General features: G+C 63.1%; 12 protein-coding genes. 4 read left to right on the top strand and 8 right to left on the bottom strand.

Annotation, left to right across the window (positions count from 1 at the left end; all coding sequences use genetic code 11):
* Nucleotides 1-33 precede the first annotated feature (33 nt).
* Nucleotides 34-2,820: a DUF6543 domain-containing protein gene (locus QYE47_RS07975; RefSeq protein ID WP_014589409.1), complete on the top strand. Its 2,787-nt coding sequence runs from the start codon at nucleotides 34-36 to the stop codon at nucleotides 2,818-2,820.
* 18 nt (nucleotides 2,821-2,838) lie between these two features.
* On the opposite strand, the gene QYE47_RS07970 is transcribed toward QYE47_RS07975, so the two are convergent.
* From QYE47_RS07970 to glnE, 8 genes are all read right to left on the bottom strand, one after another.
* A complete protein-coding gene (locus tag QYE47_RS07970) occupies nucleotides 2,839-4,281 on the bottom strand; it encodes a lipopolysaccharide kinase InaA family protein (protein ID WP_014589408.1) in 1,443 nt (480 codons plus the stop codon).
* Nucleotides 4,281-5,033 (bottom strand): lipopolysaccharide kinase InaA family protein, encoded by a 753-nt coding sequence (locus QYE47_RS07965; RefSeq protein WP_070383363.1) that lies wholly within the window; start codon nucleotides 5,031-5,033, stop codon nucleotides 4,281-4,283. Before QYE47_RS07965 ends, QYE47_RS07970 begins: the two co-directional genes overlap by 1 nt.
* The gene (locus QYE47_RS07960; protein WP_014589406.1) at nucleotides 5,030-5,764 is read right to left on the bottom strand and encodes a lipopolysaccharide kinase InaA family protein; all 735 of its coding nucleotides are present in this window, start codon (nucleotides 5,762-5,764) and stop codon (nucleotides 5,030-5,032) included. The genes QYE47_RS07965 and QYE47_RS07960 overlap by 4 nt, the downstream gene beginning before the upstream one ends.
* Nucleotides 5,764-6,570, bottom strand: coding sequence for a lipopolysaccharide core heptose(I) kinase RfaP (gene rfaP, locus QYE47_RS07955; protein WP_014589405.1), 807 nt, complete (start codon nucleotides 6,568-6,570; stop codon nucleotides 5,764-5,766). The genes QYE47_RS07960 and rfaP overlap by 1 nt, the downstream gene beginning before the upstream one ends.
* Nucleotides 6,567-7,691, bottom strand: coding sequence for a glycosyltransferase family 4 protein (locus QYE47_RS07950; protein ID WP_070383362.1), 1,125 nt, complete (start codon nucleotides 7,689-7,691; stop codon nucleotides 6,567-6,569). Before QYE47_RS07950 ends, rfaP begins: the two co-directional genes overlap by 4 nt.
* Nucleotides 7,691-8,749, bottom strand: a complete 1,059-nt coding sequence (waaC, locus tag QYE47_RS07945; RefSeq protein WP_014589404.1) for a lipopolysaccharide heptosyltransferase I — start codon at nucleotides 8,747-8,749, stop codon at nucleotides 7,691-7,693. Before waaC ends, QYE47_RS07950 begins: the two co-directional genes overlap by 1 nt.
* Nucleotides 8,750-9,799: a lipopolysaccharide heptosyltransferase II gene (gene waaF, locus QYE47_RS07940; RefSeq protein WP_010951695.1), complete on the bottom strand. Its 1,050-nt coding sequence runs from the start codon at nucleotides 9,797-9,799 to the stop codon at nucleotides 8,750-8,752.
* Nucleotides 9,800-10,001: 202 nt separating this feature from the next.
* Nucleotides 10,002-12,935: a bifunctional [glutamate--ammonia ligase]-adenylyl-L-tyrosine phosphorylase/[glutamate--ammonia-ligase] adenylyltransferase gene (gene glnE / locus QYE47_RS07935; protein ID WP_014589403.1), complete on the bottom strand. Its 2,934-nt coding sequence runs from the start codon at nucleotides 12,933-12,935 to the stop codon at nucleotides 10,002-10,004.
* Nucleotides 12,936-13,318: 383 nt separating this feature from the next.
* On the opposite strand from glnE, the gene aceE reads away from it, so the two are divergent.
* From aceE to QYE47_RS07920, 3 genes are all read left to right on the top strand, one after another.
* Nucleotides 13,319-15,964, top strand: coding sequence for a pyruvate dehydrogenase (acetyl-transferring), homodimeric type (aceE, locus tag QYE47_RS07930; RefSeq protein WP_019437055.1), 2,646 nt, complete (start codon nucleotides 13,319-13,321; stop codon nucleotides 15,962-15,964).
* Between the two features lie 13 nt (nucleotides 15,965-15,977).
* Complete coding sequence (gene aceF / locus QYE47_RS07925) at nucleotides 15,978-17,618, top strand: dihydrolipoyllysine-residue acetyltransferase (protein WP_003255652.1); 1,641 nt, start codon at nucleotides 15,978-15,980, stop codon at nucleotides 17,616-17,618.
* Between the two features lie 361 nt (nucleotides 17,619-17,979).
* A complete protein-coding gene (locus tag QYE47_RS07920; protein ID WP_014589401.1) occupies nucleotides 17,980-20,670 on the top strand; it encodes a bifunctional diguanylate cyclase/phosphodiesterase in 2,691 nt (896 codons plus the stop codon).
* The last annotated feature ends 112 nt before the right edge of the window (nucleotides 20,671-20,782 follow it).

Below are 20,782 nucleotides of genomic sequence, written 5' to 3'. Positions count from 1 at the left end.
GCATGGGGTTTTCCTCAACCAAGAAACCACCCCATGCGCCCCCTCGAACAACTGGAACAGATCGACCGACAAATCGGTGACCTGCTCGACGGCATTCCGACCCTCGCCCTTCAACACCCCATCAACCCCGACACACGCACCTGGCTGCACGGCGAACTGGCCAGCTTCTGGACCACGGCCGATGAGCATGGTGAAACCCCCAGACAAAAACTGCTGGCACTGCGCAAGGCGCTGATGCTGGCCGAGGTTGAACTGCGCCTGGGCGACGAGACCTTGGGCTACCGCTCAGCCGATCAACTATGGGCCTGCCTGCAACAGCCACTCCCCTCCCAGCGCAGGCATATGCCCCTGGCCAAAAGGCCACAGGTCTACCGCGTTCTGCTGGAAGGCCTAAGGCCCAACTGGCGAAGCTACCTGCCAGGCACACTGATCATCGTTGCCGGTACCGCCGAAGGCCATATGCTTACGCCTCAGGATGCCGCAGGCGCTGCCTTGCTGTGCAGCCTGTCACAAGGCATAGAGGCTTTCGACTCCCTTGGCGCACTGCACCAGGAGCTTTGCGAACGCCTGGAAGACCCACTCCAGAGCAGACCGCTGCTGCATCTGTACACTGACACGCAGGCGGACCGCGCTCGCCGGTCACAGCGCCTGCGCTATGACTGGTACGCCGACAGCCTGCTGGAGGCCCAGATCGACAGTGTGATAGAAACCCAACGCCAACGCCTGAGTGACACCAGCTTGTGGAGCAACGGCTCACCCGACCAGCACACCCGAATACATAAAGCCCTGGCGCTATGGCCCGAAGTCGGCGCCAAACCCATCCTGCAAACACGCTACTCCCAATTGCTTGAGAAGAATCTGCCCAACTGGCTGCGCAATACATCTGCGCAAGGCCTGAGCCATATGATGCAGGCCATGCAAACGCTGGTGGCAATCGCCGAGCAGGCTGCTGCCCCGGGAGTGCTGAGCCTTAACGACTTCAAGCAACGCAATAGCCTGTTGGCCTGGGCCAACGCACGCCTTCGCGAGCGCCTGAGCCATGACCTGGGGTACGACACAGATCCTCGCGAGATCAAGATCGTCGTCGTACGCGCCCGCCGCACGGGCGCCATCATGCATCCCTTCGCCCTCTCATCCTATGTCACCTATGCAGGCATGCGACGCGTGGGCCACGAGATGGTGGAAATGGTCGAGGAAATCAACACCCTCGAAGAGATCGCCCTCAAGAACTTGCCGTGGTTCGACACCGACTACTGGCTGACTGCCCGGGTAATCCATGCCCACGGCAAAGCCATGCCCGCCGGGCTCACGCCGCAGTATGTCAAGCACATGGTCCGGGAACTGAACGTGGGTGACAGCTACGCAAAGTACCTGCACACCCAACTCATCAGTTCCAGAGCGGGCAAATGGCGCCTGACTGCGCATAGCAAGGTCAACCGTGCACGCATGCACGCTGAAGCAGTCAAGGCGCGCTACGCCGGACACTTTGGCGAAGACCCTTTCGAACATGGCTACAACTGGGTGCGCGCAGTGCTGGACCAACCACACAATGCCTTGCGTGCGCCAGTAGCAGGCTACCCGGTCACTGTTCGGCAGTTGAACATCATGGGCCATACCCTGCAGGGCGTGCTTCTGCTCAACAGCCTCCCCTACAAGTCTCCGGCATGCGTGCTGTACACCCCGGATGCCCCGGATCGCAGGGCCTGGCGCCGTTTTCGCACAACCCGCGAACTACTTCGCACATTGCGCCAACAGCCCGCGTTGAGAGCATACGTAGCCCAGCGCCTGCCATTGCTCCCTGCCGCCACGGTGCAGCGGCTGCTGGACAAGGGGCGCCTGAGCACGCATTTGACCACGCCCGAGGTCAAAGACGACCTTTTCTTCGACTACTACATGGCCGAGGCCCGGGCGCTGATCGCCCAGGCCGATGCCGACAGCATGACGACCAGCGAAGTGAATGCGGAGTCGGTCATGGCGCTGAGCTGGCGTTTGCTGGATTTCATCAGCCTGCTGCTGCCCAACCGCGCGTTGCTGGTGCTGTCGATTGGCCGCATGGCAATCGATATCCTGGACGGCATCGAGGCCTTCAACCAAGAGGATGTTGAAGGGGTGATGCGGCATTCCTATCAGGCGCTTAGCCACCTCAACGATGCAGGTACCAGTTTTCTCGGTTCCAGAGTGCTACGCCGGTCCCTGCGCGGAATACCCAAACAACCGCCACTGCCGCTGCCCGCACGCTTCCAGGCTCAACCGGACAGCAGCAGCCTCCGGTATCGCATAGACGGTATCTACGGTGAGGGTGTATACGAGCAAAGCTCGGCGTTTGGTGGGCTGTCGCTGTATTTCGTCAAGGACAGCAACAACCGCTACTACCAGGTCAGCTTCGACGGCTACCGCTGGCGGGCCATCGACCCTGACCAGCCAGATGCCTATCTGCAGCAACCGCTCAAGCGCAAAGCCGACGGGCAGTGGGTCATCGACTCACCGGTGCTCTGGTACGACGGGCTGCCCGACCTGACGCAATTACTGCAGGACTGCTATCTGCAAACGCCTGTAGCCGGCTTGCCGGTAAACATCGAACAAGGGCTTTTTCAGGCTGACGAGCAGCTGTACCTGGCGCTCGAGAACGGGCAGTTGCCTGTGCGCCGCCACTTGCTGCCGGATCATTACCACTTGCAGATTGCCGTTGCCAGCAACGCCGGCGTGGTGCCGTGGGCGGTGCTGCGCCACGAAAACGGCCAGTGGCTGATACGCGTTCGCCAGGCAGGGCGCAGCAGTGACTGGCTGACACTGCCAGATCAACCACCGCCGGCCCACTGACAGCCGGAACCGGCGGCCTCAGTCGACCAGTTTTGGCAACAACCGATCCAGCCGCTGATGCAAGGCACTGCCATTGGGCCAGTTGCGCAGCAGCCGTGCCCGGTCACGGGCATAGGCCGGGGCGAAGCTGAGCTGGGTGGCGTGCTGGCACATGGCATCGAGGTCGATCAGCGACCACTGGCCGTTGTGCCAGAACAGGTTATGGCCTTTGAAGTCGCCGTGGCTGATGCGTTCGCGAATCAGCTGCTGCATCACGTGCACCAAGGCATCCACCTGCTCCTCGGGCGCATCGCCGCTTTCGACGTAGGGCGCGAAGCATGCCGTCAGGTCCGGGCCGTCGACAAACTCGGTGACCAGGTAAGCACGGCTGCGCAGGCCCAGCACCCGCTGCTCCAGCACCGCGAGGGGGCGTGGCGTGGCGATGTCGAGGAATTCCAGGCGGTGGCCTTCAATCCAGGAATGCCAGGCTCGGCTCGGGCGCCAGAAGCGCTTGAACCAATGTGCGGTGTTCTTGATGTTATAGCGCTTGATCACCAACTGGCGACCATTGACCTCGATGCGCGCCACGCTGGCAGCGCCACCGGTCTTGTACAAATGGCCCTTGTCGATCAGCGCATCGGCCTGCTCCAGTACAGGCTGCATGGCCTGGACCTCACTGCGACGGATCGCCTGCAAGCCCGAGAGGGTGCGCTGGACGCTGAACAGGCTGCACTCGCGGCCAGCCTTGTCCAGATAGTCCTTCTGGCGCCAGTTGCGCACCTTGTCCACCTGTTTCTGCAGCGCTTCCAGCGGCAACGCATGCTCGGCATTGGCCAGCAGGTAATGCACCAGCAGCTCTTCGATGAACGGCTCCAGGCGCTTGGGCAACTGGGCGAAGAACACGCCGAGGTTTTCCAGCACCCGTGGACGCGACAACTGCTGACCGGGTGTTTCCGCCCTGATGCCCGCACCGTCGATCAGGTACAGCTTGCCGGCATGGCGCAGCAGGTTGTCCAGGTGCAGGTCTTCCTGCCAAAGGCCTCGGGCGTGCATGTGCGCCACAGCCGTGAGCGCTTCGCCCAGTACCAGGTGCTGCTCGTCCGCCAGCACAGGCAGGTTTTCCACTGCGGCCCAGGCATCGGCCAGGCTTTGGGCACCGTCAAGGAACTCGAACAGCAGCCAGCCGCCCTCGCCTTCCTTGAGGCCGTCGGCCAGTAGCGTCGGTGTGGTCAGGCCTTGTTCGGCCAGCAACTTCACACCCTGCAGTTCGCGCTGGAAATGCCGCGCGGCGTTACCCCCGACCAGCAACTTCGCCAGCACCGGTGTGCCACGCCAGACACCAGCGCCCACATAACGCTGGCCCGGCAGCACGCGCAGCAGGCTGAGCAATTGCAAGTCGGCGCTGCCGGCGGCATCAACCAACGTGATACTCAGGGGCAGCGCCGGGCTGCGCCCGGCATCCTTCAGTTCAGACAAACGCATCAGCGGGCCTCTTTTTCACGACGGCGTTGCGTCAGCCGTTGCAGCCAGGTGTCGACCAGCGCGCCGTCAGCCGGCTGCCCCAGGTAGGTAGCCAGCAAAGTACGTACATCCTGCACGCGCCAGGCCTGCGCGCGGCGCAGCAGCGGTTCCAGGTCCTTGAGGCGGTCACGCATGCCGAACAGCAGCGGCCGGGTCTTTTCCAGGTCGATCAATTGCGCGTCCCAACCCTCGCGGCGTTGACGCAGGAAAATGTGCTTGGGGTAGAAGCAGCCATGCACCTGGCCGGCGCTGTGCAGGGTACGCGCCAGCTGACCACAGGCCTGCAGGATGCCAGTGCGCTCGGCTTCACCCAACCGCGGCCACTGCGCCAGCAGGCTGTCGAGGTCGGCCCACTCGTCCAGAGCGCGGGTCATCAGGATGGCCCGGTGCTTGCCGCCCTGCTTGCGCTCGCCGTAGAACACCGCCTGCAATGCCGGAATGTGCAGCCTCTGGTAGCGACTGATGTTGCGGAATTCGCGGGCGAAGGTGGGCTCGCCGAACGGCCGGTGCAAGGTACGGGTCAGGTAGTCGCTCTGGCGCTTGAGGTAGTAGCCCTTGCCTTCGAGTTCCAGACGGAAGACGCTGCTCCAGCCACCACGGCCGGTGTTGGGTTCGTCCACAGCATCAAGTTGCAGTGCCCACAGCGCCTCGAAGTTGTCCAGGCCATGGCGCTTGAGCAGCGCGAGGTCCGCGCTGGCCAGGTAATCGGTCATTCCCTTCCCTCGAAAAAGCCCAGTACCCGATGAATGCGCTTCTTGTCACGCACATTCAGGCGGTCGCGGCCACGGTATTGCAGATAGAAGCGCAGACGCTGAGTAGCTGACAGGTGGTATTTGGCCACTTTGTCCAGGCATGCCAGGTCCTTGATCATCCGGTGGCGCCACATGAAACCGCGCCAGAAGTCGCCGGTGGGGCAGTCGATGAAGAATAGCGTGCCTTGGTCATCGACCAGCAGGTTGCGCCACTTCAGGTCGTTATGGGCAAAGCGGTGTTCGTGCATGACCCGGGTATGGCGCGCCAGTTGACGGCTGACATGGTCAACCCAGGCGCGGTCGGCCAAGCGCGCATCGTTGTGTTCGGCCAGGGCCGACAGGTCTTCGGTGCGCGGCAGTTCACGGGTGATCATCGCGCCACGGCCAAAGGCCAGGCCGTTGCGCTCCAGGCCCCAGGCCACGACTTCGGCAGTGGGGATACCCCATTTGGCGAACTGCTTGAGGTTTTGCCATTCGGCCTTGATGCGTGGCCGTCCCAGGTACCGGCGCATGTGCTTGCCGGCCCCGGTGTAGCGCTTGACGTAGTAGTTGATCCCGTCACGCTCGATGCGTACCACCTCACTGAGCGGGTCGCGGGTCAGCCGTTCGCCCTGGAGGGCGAACACCGCGTCGAGGCTGCCGAAGTCCGCCGCCAGGTGTTCGTACCCCGGCGCCAGTGTCCAACTCGCCATCAGAGTGCATCCCCATAGCGTTGCTTGCGATCGTAGAGTTTCTGGGCCTTGCGCTCCAGCCAGGCGAGCAGCGCGGCTTCGTCCTTCAGCACCTGCCGCAGCGGACGCTGGAAGTAACCGCGCAGGAAGCGCAGCTTGTCGCGTTGGGTCAGGCCGATGTCCAGGGCCGAAAAGTACAGCGCAGCCAGGTCTTTGTCGCGCCAGCGGCGGCTGATTCTGGCACGGGTTTGCGCGCGGTGCAGGTCGATCACCGACAGCTTGAAGTCATCCGCCGTCACCGGTCGGTCGGTGTGCAGCAGGAAATGGCAGATGTAGCAATCGCGGTGGTTGACCCCGGCGCGGTGCATGCCGCCGGTCATCTTCGCCACCTCGGCGATAAGTGCACGCTTCAGGCGCGGCTCGGGCGGCTGTTTGACCCAGTCGATGCTGAAGTCTTCCAGGCTGATGGTCGGCGCCAGCTCTTCGGTGATGATGAACGAGTGCTGCGCGGCCGGGTTATTGCCGCGCTCGCCGTAGGCGACTGCGGTCATTGTCGGCACGCCCACTTCATGCAGGCGTTGGATCGCCCGCCATTCCTGGCCGGCTCCGAGCACCGGCAACTTGGCGGTGAACAGGTTCTTGAAGATCTCGCCCCAGCCGATGCCACGGTGGATCTTGACGAAAAAGCCCTCGCCAGCCACTTCGGTGCGCAGCGTGCGGCGCCCTTCCAGCTCGCGATAGACCTCGCCTTGCAGCGCCTCCACGGCGTCGAATGCATCACGCCCGGCCCACAGGCGTTTGAAGGGTTCGGCCAATATCAGCTTCATGCGGTTTTTTGCCCCAGGATCACGTCGGCAGCATGCTGCGGCATGCTGTACAGATCGGCGCTATCAGCAAACGCCAGGCCATTGCGCGACCAGCTGGCACGCGCCTGCGGGTCTTCGAGCATGCGCTGCAGATAGCCGTTGAGCTGGTCTTGTTCGAACGGCTCGTCCAGCACCAGGCCGCTGTCGGCCTCGGCAATGTAGTGGGCATAACCGCACACCTTGGACACCAGCACCGGCAAGCCGGCGACCAATGCTTCGAGCAGCACCGTACCGGTATTCTCGTTGTACGCCGGGTGAATCAGCAGGTCGGCGCCCAGCAGGAAGCGCGGGATGTCGCTGCGGCCCTTGAGGAACTGCACTTGGTCGCCCAGGCCCAGGGTAGCGCTTTGCAGCTGGAATACCTTGGGGTCGTCTTGGCCGATCACCATCAGCCTGGTGCGTTTGCGCAGGGCCGACGGCAGCGCAGCCAGTGCCTTGAGGCTTCGGTCCAAGCCTTTGGTCTTGAAGCCTGAACCAATCTGCACCAGCAGCAGGTCGTCATCGCCCAGGTTGAATTCCTTGCGGAACTCAGCGCGGATCTCGGCGGCATTGGCCGGCGCACGGCGATCCTGGGAAATGCCTGGCGGCAGCAGGTGGAAGCGTTCTACCGGGGTGCCGTAATGCTTGATGAACAGCGGCTGCTGCACTTCGGAAATCATCAGCACTTCGGTATGGGCGTCCTTGGCGAACACCGCACGCTCGTACTCGGCAAAGTGCCGATAGCGGCCCCAGCGACGGTACAAGCCACCGCGCAGGGTCTGCGCCTTGTCCTCGAAGCAGCCGTCGGCGGCGTAGTACACGTCCAGCCCTGGCATCTTGTTGAAGCCGATCAGGCGGTCGACCGGGCGCTTGGCCAGGTCGGCGGCCATCCAGGCGCTGAGCTTCTCGTTGCGGCGGTGGTTGAAAATCGCCTTCACCGGCGCCACCAGCACTTCGAAGCCCGGCGGAATGTCACCCTCCCAGATCAGCGTATACACACGGATCTGGTGGCCCCGCTTCTGGCATTCCAGGGCAATGCGCATGAAATCGCGCTGCAGCCCGCCGAAGGGGAAATATTTGTAAAGCACGAAAGCCAGTTGCATCAACGGACATCCTCAGCCAGCAGCAACGCGCTCAAACGGCTCGCCACATGCTCGGGATTCAGGCGAGTGAAGCACAGCGGCCACTCGCGTTTCAGATCGAACCGGGCCAGGTCATCGGCGCGCGGTTTGTAGGTGCACTTCTTCTGCAGGCAGGGAGCGCAAGGCCAGTCACTGGCCTGGTGAATCTGGGTCCGTCCGTAGGCGCCAGTCAGGCCCGGGTTGGTTGGGCCAAACAGCGAAATGGTGGGCACATCGAGTGCCGCCGCCAGGTGGCCAAGGCCGGTATCGACCGCCACGCAGGCCTTTGCCGCCGCCAGAACACGAGCGACGCCGGCAAGGTTCAATTTGGGGAGCACCTGGCAGTTGTTCAAGCCTTGGGCAATTCGCTCGGCCCGCGCCTTCTCAGCCGGATTACCCCAAGGCAGGCGCACTTCCAGCTTGCGCCGGCCCATGCGCTCGGCCAGTTCGCGCCAGTAGGCTTCGGGCCAATGCTTGGTCGCCCAGGTGGTGCCATGCAGGAACACCACATAGGGCGCGGCCGGCGGCAGTTGCAGGCGGTCGAGGTCCAGGCCGTAGTTGCCGATGCCTTCTGGCAGGTCATAGGCCAGGGCCATGGCAAACAGTTGGCGTACCCGCTCCACCGCGTGCTGGCCGGTAGCGACCGACAGAGGCCGGTCGTAGAAGCGGCTGGCCCAGCCTTCGCGCGCCGAGTAGCGGTCCAGGCCGGCTACGGGTGCCTTCACGTAACGGGTCAACCAGGCCGACTTGACCAGGCCCTGGGCGTCGATCACTAGGTCGTACTTGCGCTCGCGCACGCGCTGCTTGAACGCCTTCCACTCGCCACTCTTGATGGTTTGCCAGAGGTTCTTGCGCCAGCGACGGATCGCCACCGGGATGACCTGGTCGACCGCGGGGTGCCAACTGGGGATTTCAGCGAAGCCTTCTTCCACCACCCAATCGAAACGGATGCCGGGAATGGCATGGGCGGCATCGGTAAGCGCCGGCAGGGTGTGGATGACATCCCCCAGCGACGAGGTCTTGATGATCAGTACCCGCACTTAGTCGACCTCGGCCACGGTATCGATCAGGTCCGGTCCGCTGAGGCTGTGCAGGGCGGCAATCACTTTGCCCGGTTCCAGCAGACGCAGGCAATTGTAATGGCCGAAGCGACAGGTGCGGTCAAAGCACGGGCTGCACTCGATACCGGTGCGCACCACTTCCACCTGTTCAGCCAACGGTGGGGTAAAGCCGGGTGAAGTCGAGCCGTACACCGCCACCAACGGACGGTTCAGCGCAGCGGCCACGTGCATCAGGCCGGAGTCGTTGGACACCACGGCATGGGCGCAGGACATCAGGTCGATGGCCTCGGCCAGCGAGGTCTCACCGGCCAGGTTGGACGACTCTTCACGGAGCCCCGGAATCAGCCGGTCGCGGATCTGCTCACCGACCGGGTGATCGTTCTTCGAGCCAAAAAGCCACACTTGCCAGCCTTGGCGAATCATCGCATCGGCCACAGCGGCATAGTGCTCTGCCGGCCAGCGCTTGGCTTCGCCAAACTCGGCGCCAGGGCACAGCGCCAGTACCGGACGGTCCAGTTCCAGGCCGAACTTGGCCAGGGCGGCGTCACGGCTTTGCGCTTCGATCTGCAGGTTGGGGCGCGGGTATGGCTGCGGCAGCTCGGCGCCGGGTGCGTAAGCGAGGGCCATGAAGCGCTCGATCATCAGCGGATAGCGGGCCTTGTCCAGCTTGCGCACATCGTTCAGCAGGCCGAAGCGCATTTCACCACGCCAGCCGGTGCGTTTGGGAATGCCGGCAAAAAAGGGCACCAGCGCCGACTTGAGCGAGTTGGGCAGCAGGATGGCCTGGTCGTACTGGCCGGCCAGGGACTTGCCGATGCGCCGCCGCGTGGCCAGCTCCAGCGCGCCGTGGCCGAGCGGGAAGCTCAAGGCCTGACGCACCTCAGGCATGCGCTCGAGGATCGGCCGGCTCCATTCAGGGGCCAGCACGTCGATCACGCAGTCGGGGTGCTGCTGTTTCAGGCACTGGAACAGAGTCTGCGCCATCACCATGTCGCCGACCCAGCTGGGGCCAATGATCAGTATTCTCATGCTTAGTCCAGAAACGCTCGGGGAGGCTACAGGCTGCGGTACAGCCTGGCCTCCCCTCTTTATATTCAGGCTATGTGGCGGACAGTGTACCACTCACATGGCCTATTCGCGGGCAAGCCCGCTCCCACAGGGATTGCACACTGCTCAGGGCCTTTGCAGTACCTGTGGGAGCGGGCTTGCCCGCGAATAAGCCAACACGGTATCAGCTTAAACCCAACTCACCCCAGATCCGCCGCACTTCACGGCGTTCATCGGCAAACTGCGCCGCATCGATCACCCCGGCCTCCTTCTGCAGGGCCTGGCGGTGGGAGGCCGAGCGGAACGCCTTGTACACTTCACGCAACAGCACCGCGTCACTGGCCGGCATCAAGTTCGCCTGCTCCAGCTCTTCCAGAATGCGGATGTTATCGGTCCATCGAAGTATGGCCGGATGGTCATGGGACCAGGCCAAAGCGGCGTATTGCACCATAAATTCGATATCGACGATACCGCCGGCATCCTGCTTGATATCGAAGGGTACGCCGGCGTCGAAGGCGTTCGCCGCGGTACCGGCAGCCGTAGCCTTGGTACCGAGGTTGTCACGCATCTTGGCGCGCATTTCACTCACCTCGGCGCGCAGTTTTTCCAGGTCGCGGGCCTGGCCCAGTACCTTGGCACGCACACCTTCGAATGCCGCACCCACCTGCTTGCAACCCACCAGCACACGGGCCCGCACCAGCGCCTGGTGCTCCCATGTCCAGGCTTCGTTCTGCTGGTAGCGCTCGAAGGCGCCCAGCGAGCTGACCAGCAGGCCCGAGGCGCCGGACGGGCGCAGGCGCATATCCACGTCGTACAGTTGGCCCGAGTTGGTCTGGGTGGTCAGCAGGTGGATGATGCGCTGCCCCAGACGCGTGAAGAACTGCGCGCTGTCGATAGGCTTCGCACCGTCGGTTTCCGCCTGCGGATCGCCATCATGGATGAAGACCAGGTCCAGGTCCGAACCGTGGCCTAGCTCCAGGCCGCCCATCTTGCCGTAACCGATGATGATGAAACCCGGGTCGCACAGGCTGCCGTCGCTGCGCTTGGGTTGGCCGTGGCGAGCCACGGTCTGGCGCCAGGCCAAGGCCAGCACCTGATCGAGGATGGCTTCCGCCAGCCAGGTCAGGTAGTCGCTGACTTTCATCAACGGCAGGTTGCCGCTGATTTCCGAGGCGGCCACGCGCAGGCTGTGGGCCAGCTTGAAATGGCGCAGCGCCTCCATCTGCTGCTCCAGGTCGTCCTCGGGGATGCGCGTGAGGCGCTCGCGCAGCTCGCTGGCCAATTCTGGCGCCAAGGGCGGGCTGAACAAGCGGCCCTCATTGAGCAGTTCGTCGAGCAGCAGCGGGTAAAGGGCAATCTGCTCGGCAATCCACGGGCTGGCGGCGCACAGTGTCAGCAAACGGCGCAAGGCACCGGGGTTTTCGGTCAGCAGTACCAGATAGGCAGAACGCCTTGCCACAGCCTCGACCAATGGCAACACCCGCTCAAGCACCAGGTCAGGGTTGTCATGCTCCACCGCCTGGGCTAGCAGCCGTGGGATGAATGCGTCAAGTCGCTCACGGCCGATGCGCTGCATCGAGCGCAACTGCGGGCTGGAGCGCAGCCCGGCCAGGCGCCTCAAGGCTTCAGCGGGTTGCTTGAAGCCAGCCTCTTGCAATTGCCGGCCGGCGGCTTCTTCATCCTGCGCCTGCTCCCACAACGGCGACCACTCACCACCCACCACCAGTTCGCCTTCGCCGTCTTCATCATCCGGGTCGGCAATGACCTGGCGGAAATGCCAGTCGATACGGCCACGCCAGTACATCAACTGGTCGTGGAAGCTCTGCCAGTCGGCAAAACCGAGCACATAGGCCACACGTGCCTGATCGGTCTCACCTTCCGGCAACATTTGCGTCTGGCGGTCGGCAATGGCCTGGATGGCGTGCTCGGTATAGCGCAGGAACTCATAACCCTCGCGCAGCTCGGCGACCACTGCCGGCGGCAGGTAACCCTGGCCTTCGAGGGTGGCCAACACCTTGAGCAACGGCCGCTGCTGCAGGCTGAGGTCACGCCCGCCGTGGATCAGCTGGAAGGCTTGGGCGATGAACTCCACTTCGCGAATACCACCGGCACCCAGCTTGATGTTCTCGGCCATGCCCTTGCGCCGCACTTCCTGCTGGATCAGCTGCTTCATGGTGCGCAGCGCTTCGATTGCGGAAAAGTCCAGGTAGCGGCGGTACACGAACGGGCGCAGCATCTCCTGCAACTGCGCGCCGGCCGCCTGGTCGCCGGCCACCACCCGCGCCTTGATCATCGCGTAACGTTCCCAGTCACGGCCCTGGTCCTGGTAGTACTGCTCCAGTGCATTGAAGCTGAGCACCAGGGCACCCGCCGAACCATAGGGACGCAGGCGCATGTCTACGCGGAACACAAAGCCGTCGACGGTAACCGGGTCCAGTGCCTTGATCAGCCTTTGGCCCAGGCGCGTGAAGAACTCCTGGTTGTCCAGCGAGCGCTTCACCCCTTCGGTTTCACCGCCCTCGGGGAAACCGAAGATCAGGTCGATGTCCGACGACAGATTAAGCTCTACCGCTCCCAGCTTGCCCATGCCCAGCACCACCATGTGCTGCGGCTGGCCGCTGCGGTTGCCGATGGGCGTGCCAAATTGCTGGCAATGGCGCGGGTACAGCCATTGGTAGGCTTCGTCGATGGCCGCATCGGCAAGGTCCGACAGGTCACGGCAGGTTTCGCCAAGTTCCGCCTGACGGGTAATGTCGCGCCAGATAATGCGCAGCTGCTGGCGGTTGCGCGCGCGGCGCAGATTGCGCGCCAACTCGTCCTCGCTCTGTGCCGCCTGCGCTGTTGCGGCGATTTGCCCGCGCAGCTCGCCCGGGGCGTAACGCCGCTCCAGCTCGCCGCTGGCCAGCAGGGCGAACAGCATGGCGGGCTCGCGCTGGGCCAAACTGAGCACGAATTCACTGGCAGCAGCCACCTGGTCGAACTGCTGCCGGTGCAGCGGGCTCCAGGCCTGCAGGTCGAGTTCGGGGTGGCCGGCCACGGCGTCGCTGATGAACTGCTGGTTGCGAGTGACCAGCGGCTGCAAGGTGGCAGGCAGATCGGAGGGCAAAGGTAGGCGCATGGTCTATCCTTGATCGGCGTGAAATAGAGGGGAAAAAGCGGCCAAGGGGAAGCCGGACCACGGTTGGACTGTCGTACAAAAGTTGGAAATAGCTGAAAAAAACGAAAACTTGGCAACAAACATCAAGAACCACCCGTTCGCGACACAATGCCAACCAACATGAACGTTTTTCCTCACAAGCCAAGGTGCGACTAAACGTCGCAGAAATGTAGTTTTACTACTACTCGTGTCGTGTAAAAGCATGAAATGCGAAAGCAAATGTAGTAAAACTACAACGCGCCGGAAGACACCCCGGTAATCCAAGAATTCACGACGTCTGCCCATAAGGCCAGTCGCAATCTCAGGCAATCGATTCTGGTTGCCTTTCCGCCCTGGAGCAAGCCATGCAAGACCTCGATCCAATCGAAACCCAGGAATGGCTGGATGCCCTGGAGTCGGTCCTCGACAAAGAAGGCGAAGACCGCGCTCATTACCTGATGACCCGTATGGGCGAGCTGGCCACCCGTAGTGGCTCCCAGCTGCCATATGCGATCACCACGCCATACCGCAACACCATCCCTGTCACCCACGAAGCACGCATGCCTGGCGACCTGTTCATGGAACGCCGCATTCGCTCGATGGTGCGTTGGAACGCGCTGGCCATGGTCATGCGTACCAACCTGAAAGACTCGGACCTGGGCGGACACATCTCTAGCTTCGCCTCCAGTGCCACCCTGTACGACATCGGCTTCAACTACTTCTTCCAGGCCCCTACCGAAGAACACGGCGGCGACCTGATCTTCTTCCAGGGCCACGCATCGCCAGGCGTCTACGCCCGTGCCTTCATGGAAGGCCGTATCAACGAAGACCAGATGAACAACTTCCGTCAGGAAGTGGACGGCAACGGCCTGTCTTCGTACCCGCACCCATGGTTGATGCCTGACTTCTGGCAGTTCCCGACCGTTTCGATGGGTCTGGGCCCGATCCAGGCGATCTACCAGGCACGCTTCATGAAGTACCTGGAAGCCCGTGGCTTCATCCCGGCCGGCAAGCAGAAGGTCTGGTGCTTCATGGGCGACGGTGAGTGCGACGAGCCGGAATCCCTGGGTGCAATCGCCCTGGCCGGCCGCGAGAAGCTGGACAACCTGATCTTCGTCATCAACTGCAACCTGCAGCGCCTCGACGGCCCGGTTCGCGGCAACGGCAAGATCATCCAGGAGCTCGAAGGCGTGTTCCGTGGCGGTGGCTGGAACGTCAACAAAGTCGTCTGGGGCCGCTTCTGGGACCCACTGCTGGCCAAGGACACCAACGGTGCCCTGCAGCGCCGCATGGACGAAGTCATCGACGGCGAATACCAGAACTACAAAGCCAAAGACGGCGCGTACGTTCGCGAGCACTTCTTCAACACCCCGGAACTCAAGGCCATGGTCGAAGACCTGTCCGACGAAGAGATCTGGAAGCTCAACCGTGGCGGTCACGACCCGTACAAGGTCTACGCGGCGTATCACCAGGCTGTTAACCACAAAGAGCAGCCGACCGTCATCCTGGCCAAGACCATCAAGGGTTACGGCACCGGTGCTGGCGAAGCCAAGAACACCGCGCACAACACCAAGAAGGTCGACGTCGACAGCCTGCGTCACTTCCGTGACCGCTTCGACATCCCGGTCAAGGATGCCGACCTGGAGAACCTGCCGTTCTTCAAGCCGGAAGAAGGTTCTGCCGAAGCCAAGTACCTGGCCGAGCGCCGTGCCGCCCTGGGCGGTTTCGTGCCACAGCGCCGTGCCAAGAGCTTCAGCGTGCCGACCCCGCCACTGGAAACGCTGAAAGCGATCCTGGACGGCTCGGGCGACCGCGAAATCTCCACCACCATGGCCTTCGTGCGTATTCTGGCGCAGCTGGTCAAGGACAAGGACATTGGCCAGCGCATCGTTCCGATCATCCCGGACGAAGCCCGTACCTTCGGTATGGAAGGCATGTTCCGCCAGTTGGGCATCTACTCGTCGGTCGGCCAGCTCTACGAGCCAGTCGATAAAGACCAGGTGATGTTCTACCGCGAAGACAAGAAGGGCCAGATCCTCGAGGAAGGCATCAACGAAGCCGGCGCCATGTCGTCGTTCATCGCTGCCGGCACCTCGTACAGCTGCCACAACCAGCCGATGCTGCCGTTCTACATCTTCTACTCGATGTTCGGTTTCCAGCGTATTGGCGACCTGGCCTGGGCCGCTGGCGACAGCCGCACCCGTGGCTTCCTGATCGGCGGTACCGCCGGCCGTACCACCCTCAACGGTGAAGGCCTGCAGCACGAAGACGGTCACAGCCACATGATGGCGGGCACCATCCCGAACTGCCGCACCTACGATCCGACCTACGGCTACGAGCTGGCGGTGATCATCCAGGACGGCATGAAGAAGATGACCGAAGAGCAACAGGACATCTTCTACTACATCACCGTGATGAACGAATCCTACCAGCAGCCAGCCATGCCGGCCGGTGTCGAGGAAGGCATCATCAAGGGCATGTACCTGCTGGAAGAGGACACCCGCGAAGCCGCACACCACGTACAGCTGATGGGCTCCGGCACCATCCTGCGCGAAGTCCGCGAAGCTGCGAAGATCCTGCGTGAAGAGTTCAACGTCGGAGCCGACGTGTGGAGCGTCACCAGCTTCAACGAACTGCGCCGCGACGGCCTGGCCGTGGAACGCGCCAACCGCCTGAAGCCTGGCCAGAAGCCACAGCAGACCTACGTCGAGCAGTGCCTGAACGGTCGCAAAGGCCCGGTCATCGCCTCTACCGACTACATGAAGCTGTTCGCCGAGCAGATTCGCCAGTGGGTACCGAGCAAAGAGTTCAAAGTCCTGGGTACCGACGGTTACGGTCGCAGCGACAGCCGCAAGAAGCTGCGTCACTTCTTCGAAGTCGACCGCCACTTCGTGGTGCTGGCTGCCCTGGAAGCCCTGGCTGACCGTGGCGAGATCGAACCCAAGGTTGTCGCAGACGCTATCGTCAAGTTCGGTATCGACCCGGACAAGCGCAACCCACTGGACTGCTGAGGAGTATTTTTAAGTGAGCGAACTCATTCGCGTACCTGACATCGGCAGCGGTGAAGGTGAAATCATCGAGCTGTTCGTCAAGGTCGGTGATCGTATCGAGGCTGACCAGAGCCTGCTGACCCTGGAGTCCGACAAGGCCTCCATGGAGATCCCGGCGCCCAAGGCCGGCGTCATCAAGGAGCTGAAGGTCAAGCTGGGCGACCGCCTGAAAGAAGGCGACGAGCTGCTGGTCCTGGAAGCCGAGGGCGCCGCTGCTGCAGCCCCTGAGGCACCGGCCGCTGCCGCAGCTCCGGCTGCGGCGCCAGCGCCAGCCGCTGAAGCCGCTCCTGCTGCTCCAGCCGCAGCCCCGGCTGCCGCCAGCGTGCAGGACATCCATGTGCCGGACATCGGTTCGTCGGGCAAGGCCAAGATCATCGAAGTGCTGGTCAAAGTCGGCGACACCGTCGAAGCCGACCAGTCGCTGATTACCCTGGAGTCCGACAAGGCCTCCATGGAAATCCCGTCGCCGGCCGCCGGCGTGGTCGAAGAAGTGCTGTGCAAGCTGGAAGACGAAGTCGGCACTGGCGACCTGATCTTCAAGCTGAAAGTGGCGGGTGCCGCCCCGGCTGCCGCGCCGGCACCGGCTGCTGCTCCTGCACCAGCCAAGGCTGAGGCTGCTCCGGCTGCCGCACCTGCCGCTGCCGCCCCGGCTGCTGCCCCTGCACCGGCTGCTACCGCACCGGCCGCTGGCAGCAATGCCAAGGTTCACGCAGGCCCTGCTGTTCGTCAGCTGGCCCGTGAATTCGGTGTCGAGCTGGGCGCAGTTGCTGCCACCGGTCCGCACGGTCGCATCCTGAAAGAAGACGTGCAGGTCTACGTCAAGGCCATGATGCAGAAGGCCAAGGAAGCGCCGGCAGCCGCCGGTGCGACCGGTGGTGCCGGCATCCCGCCAATCCCTGCCGTGGACTTCAGCAAGTTCGGTGAAGTGGAAGAAGTGGCCCTGACCCGCCTGATGCAGGTCGGTGCTGCCAACCTGCACCGCAGCTGGCTCAACGTGCCGCACGTGACCCAGTTCGACTCTGCCGACATCACCGAGCTGGAAGCCTTCCGCGTTGCGCAGAAGGCCGTGGCCGAGAAGGCGGGGGTGAAGCTGACCGTGCTGCCACTGCTGCTCAAGGCCTGCGCCTTCCTGCTCAAGGAACTGCCGGACTTCAACAGCTCGCTGGCACCAAGCGGCAAGGCCATCATCCGCAAGAAGTACGTGCACATCGGCTTCGCCGTGGACACCCCGGACGGCCTGCTGGTCCCTGTGATCAAGAACGTCGACCAGAAGAGCCTGCTGCAACTGGCTGCCGAAGCCGCTGCACTGGCCGAGAAGGCGCGCACCAAGAAGCTGTCGGCTGACGAGATGCAAGGCGCTTGCTTCACCATCTCCAGCCTCGGCCACATTGGCGGCACCGGCTTCACGCCGATCGTCAATGCGCCGGAAGTGGCTATCCTGGGCGTCTCCAAGGCGACCATGCAGCCAGTCTGGGATGGCAAGGCCTTCCAGCCAAAGCTGATGCTGCCGCTGTCGCTGTCCTACGATCACCGTGTGATCAACGGCGCTGCCGCCGCGCGCTTCACCAAGCGCCTGGGCGACGTGCTGGGCGATATCCGCACCATGCTGCTGTAAGCCAGCACACTGCCCCTCCTTGCGAGGGGCAGTACCCTTTTCGAGCTGCCACGCTCGTACCTCAACCCCGTCGAATGGCGGGGCTTTTTTTTGCCTGGAAAAAGCTCGGAGGGCTTCGCCCTCCTTTCGCGACACAAGGCCGCCCCCCAGGCAATCGCAGTCTATTGTGGGAGCGGCCTTGTGTCGCGATGGGCCGCAAAGCGGCCCCAAAAGCTCCAGCCAAACTACAGAATCGGCCACGTCAGCCGATAACCTGTCCACAGCATCAAGCATGGCCGCTTGCCAGCCCTCGGGACATGATGCAACCTTGCCAAATCCGCCGCAGCCACAAGGCAGCGTTCCCTCTTCAAGCGAGTCTTCGATGAAAAGCCAACCCGATGCCGCCAGCCGTGTGGCGGCCGAGGTCGTGACACAGTTACCCGTGCCCTCGCGGCTCGGCATGCTGCGTTTCGAAAGGCTCAACGAAGCCAGCTGGGCCATGCTCTACCTTGACCCAGCCTGTGAGCGCCAGTTCGGCCTGCAAACCGGCGAGCTGTGTGCCCTGATTGACGCGCCCTACGCCAGCCTGATGGAACCCGAAGCACGCTACCGGCTGCACGACGAAATCCAGTTGCAACTGGCCCAGCGCGGCTACTACCGCGTGCGCTACACCCTGCACACACCGAGCACCTCGCTGCGCCTGCTGGAAGCGGGTGAAGCCTACAAGCAACACAACCGTCAGCTGTTGCGCGGCTACCTGAGCGTGCTCGACGACCAGCAGGAAGAGACCGGCGAAACCGGCGCCAGCGACCTGGAGTCACGCAACAACCGCCTGCAGCTGGCCCTGCAGCTGAACCAGCGCACGCAGCAAGAACAGTTGGAGCACCTGGAGCGGGTGCGCGGCCAGCAGGACCTTATCCTGCGCCTCGCCCGCCATCGCTACAGCGCGGACAACTCGCTACTCGAAGCGGCCCAGCTGATCACCCAGAGCGCCTGCGAAATCTACAAGGTCGACTGCGCCAGCATCTGGCACCTGGAAGACCAACGCCTGGAACCGATCATCGCCTGGTACCGCGACGCACAGGAGCACCGCCAGCCCGAAGCCATTGATGCCAGCCGCTTCCCCGACTACCTGGATGCACTGCACGCAAGTCGCGCCATCGACGCTCACAACGCCGGCCACGACCCGCGCACCCGCGCCCTGGCGCAAAGCATGCGCCCGGAAAACAAGGCCATGCTCGACGCCAGCATCCGCGTCGATGGCCAGGTGATCGGCGTGTTGTGCCTGGAGCAAAGCGGCCAGCCAAGGGCCTGGCAGTCGGACGAGATTGCCTTTGCCGGTGAGCTGGCCGACCAGTTCGCCCAAGTGATCACAAACCACAAACGACGGGCCGCGGCCAGCGCCCTGCACCTGTTCCAGCGTGCGGTCGAGCAGAGCGCCAGTGCCTTCCTGCTGGTGAACCGCGACGGCCGGGTGGAGTACGTCAACCCCAGCTTCACTGCCATCACCCAGTACAGTACCGACGAAGTGCAGGGCCGCCAGTTGGGTGAGCTACCGGCACTGGAGAATCTCAGCGAACTGCTGTTCGACTCGCCGTCGAGCCTGGCCATGGGCAACAGTTGGCAGGGCGAATTCAAGAGCCGGCGCAAGAACCTGGAGCCGTACTGGGGCCAGTTGTCGATTTCCAAGGTGTACGGTGACAACCGTGAGCTGACCCACTACATCGGCATCTACGAAGACGTCACCCAGACCAAGCTGGCCCAGCAACGCATCGAGCGCCTGGCTTACACCGACAACCTCACCAACCTGGGCAACCGCCCGGCGTTCATCCGCAGCCTGGACGAGCGCTTCGCCCGCGATGGCGAAAGCTCCATGTGCCTGCTGCTGGTGGACATCGACAACTTCAAGCGCATCAACGACAGCCTTGGCCACCAGACCGGCGACAAGCTGTTGATCAGCCTGGCCAGGCGTCTGCGCAACAGCCTGCACAGCGGTGGCATCCTGGCGCGCTTTGCCAGTAACGAGTTCGCCGTGCTGCTCGACGACACCAGCCTTGAAGATGGCCAAGGCGTCGCCCAGCAGTTGCTGTGCACCCTCGACAAACCGATGTTCGTCGACAACCAGCTGATCAACGTCACCGCCTCGGTAGGCCTGGCCTGTGCACCGTTGCACGGTGTCGACCCGGCCAGCCTGATGAAGAATGCCGGCCTTGCATTGCACAAGGCCAAGGCCAACGGTAAACACCAGGTACAGGTGTTTACCGAAGTGCTCAATGCCGAAGCCAGCTACAAGCTGTTCGTCGAAAACAACCTGCGCCGTGCCCTGACCCAGAATGAGCTGGACGTGTTCTACCAGCCCAAGCTGTGCCTGCGCAGCGGTCGCCTGCTGGGCCTGGAAGCGCTGCTGCGCTGGAACCACCCCGAACGCGGCATGATCCGCCCGGACCAGTTCATCAGCGTGGCCGAGGAAACCGGCCTGATCATCCCTATCGGCAAATGGGTGGTGCGCCAGGCGTGCTGCATGAGCCAGCAACTGCGCAAGGCCGGCCTGGGCAACCTGCATGTAGCCATCAACCTGTCGCCCAAACAGTTCTCCGACCCGGACCTGGTGGCATCAATCAGCACCATCCTCAAGGAAGAAGCCCTGCCCCCGCACCTGCTGGAGCTGGAGCTGACCGAAGGCCTGCTGCTGGAAGCCAGCGAAGACACCCACCGCCAGCTGGATGAACTGAAGGCCCTGGGCCTGACCTTGGCCATGGACGACTTCGGCACCGGTTATTCGTCGCTGAGCTACCTGAAGAAGTTTCCGATCGACATCCTCAAGATCGATCGCAGCTTCATCAACGAAATCCCCGACAACCAGGACGACATGGAAATCACCTCGGCGGTGGTGGCCATGGCCCACAACCTGAAGCTGAAGGTGGTGGCCGAAGGGATCGAGACGCCGGAGCAGCTGGCATTCCTGCGCCGTCACCGCTGCGACGTGGGCCAGGGCTACCTGTTCGACCGGCCGATTCCCGGGCGCGAACTGGCCGAGCGGCTGAAGCGCTATCCGCGTGGCCCGGTGGCCTGACAGCTGCGTAATCCTCGGGCACTATAGAAGCCATTCGGGCCCTTTCGCGGGCACGCCCGCTCCCACAGAAACACCACAACCTTTGAAACCTGTGCTGTACCTGTGGGAGCGG

Origin of the sequence: Pseudomonas sp. 2,4-D, assembly GCF_030418155.1 — a bacterium.
In the GTDB taxonomy this organism is placed as follows: domain Bacteria; phylum Pseudomonadota; class Gammaproteobacteria; order Pseudomonadales; family Pseudomonadaceae; genus Aquipseudomonas; species Aquipseudomonas alloputida.
Note: the sequence above shows the minus strand (reverse complement) of the source record. Positions and strands in the feature narration are given on the sequence as shown.

Excerpts from the sequence above, each read along its gene's own strand:
- QYE47_RS07975 (WP_014589409.1), top strand. The coding sequence starts at position 34 with ATGCGCCCCCTCGAACAACTGGAACAGATCGACCGACAAATCGGTGAC.
- QYE47_RS07970 (WP_014589408.1), bottom strand. The coding sequence starts at position 4,281 with ATGCGTTTGTCTGAACTGAAGGATGCCGGGCGCAGCCCGGCGCTGCCC.
- QYE47_RS07965 (WP_070383363.1), bottom strand. The coding sequence starts at position 5,033 with ATGACCGATTACCTGGCCAGCGCGGACCTCGCGCTGCTCAAGCGCCAT.
- QYE47_RS07960 (WP_014589406.1), bottom strand. The coding sequence starts at position 5,764 with ATGGCGAGTTGGACACTGGCGCCGGGGTACGAACACCTGGCGGCGGAC.
- rfaP (WP_014589405.1), bottom strand. The coding sequence starts at position 6,570 with ATGAAGCTGATATTGGCCGAACCCTTCAAACGCCTGTGGGCCGGGCGT.
- QYE47_RS07950 (WP_070383362.1), bottom strand. The coding sequence starts at position 7,691 with ATGCAACTGGCTTTCGTGCTTTACAAATATTTCCCCTTCGGCGGGCTG.
- waaF (WP_010951695.1), bottom strand. The coding sequence starts at position 9,799 with ATGAGAATACTGATCATTGGCCCCAGCTGGGTCGGCGACATGGTGATG.
- glnE (WP_014589403.1), bottom strand. The coding sequence starts at position 12,935 with ATGCGCCTACCTTTGCCCTCCGATCTGCCTGCCACCTTGCAGCCGCTG.
- aceE (WP_019437055.1), top strand. The coding sequence starts at position 13,319 with ATGCAAGACCTCGATCCAATCGAAACCCAGGAATGGCTGGATGCCCTG.
- QYE47_RS07920 (WP_014589401.1), top strand. The coding sequence starts at position 17,980 with ATGAAAAGCCAACCCGATGCCGCCAGCCGTGTGGCGGCCGAGGTCGTG.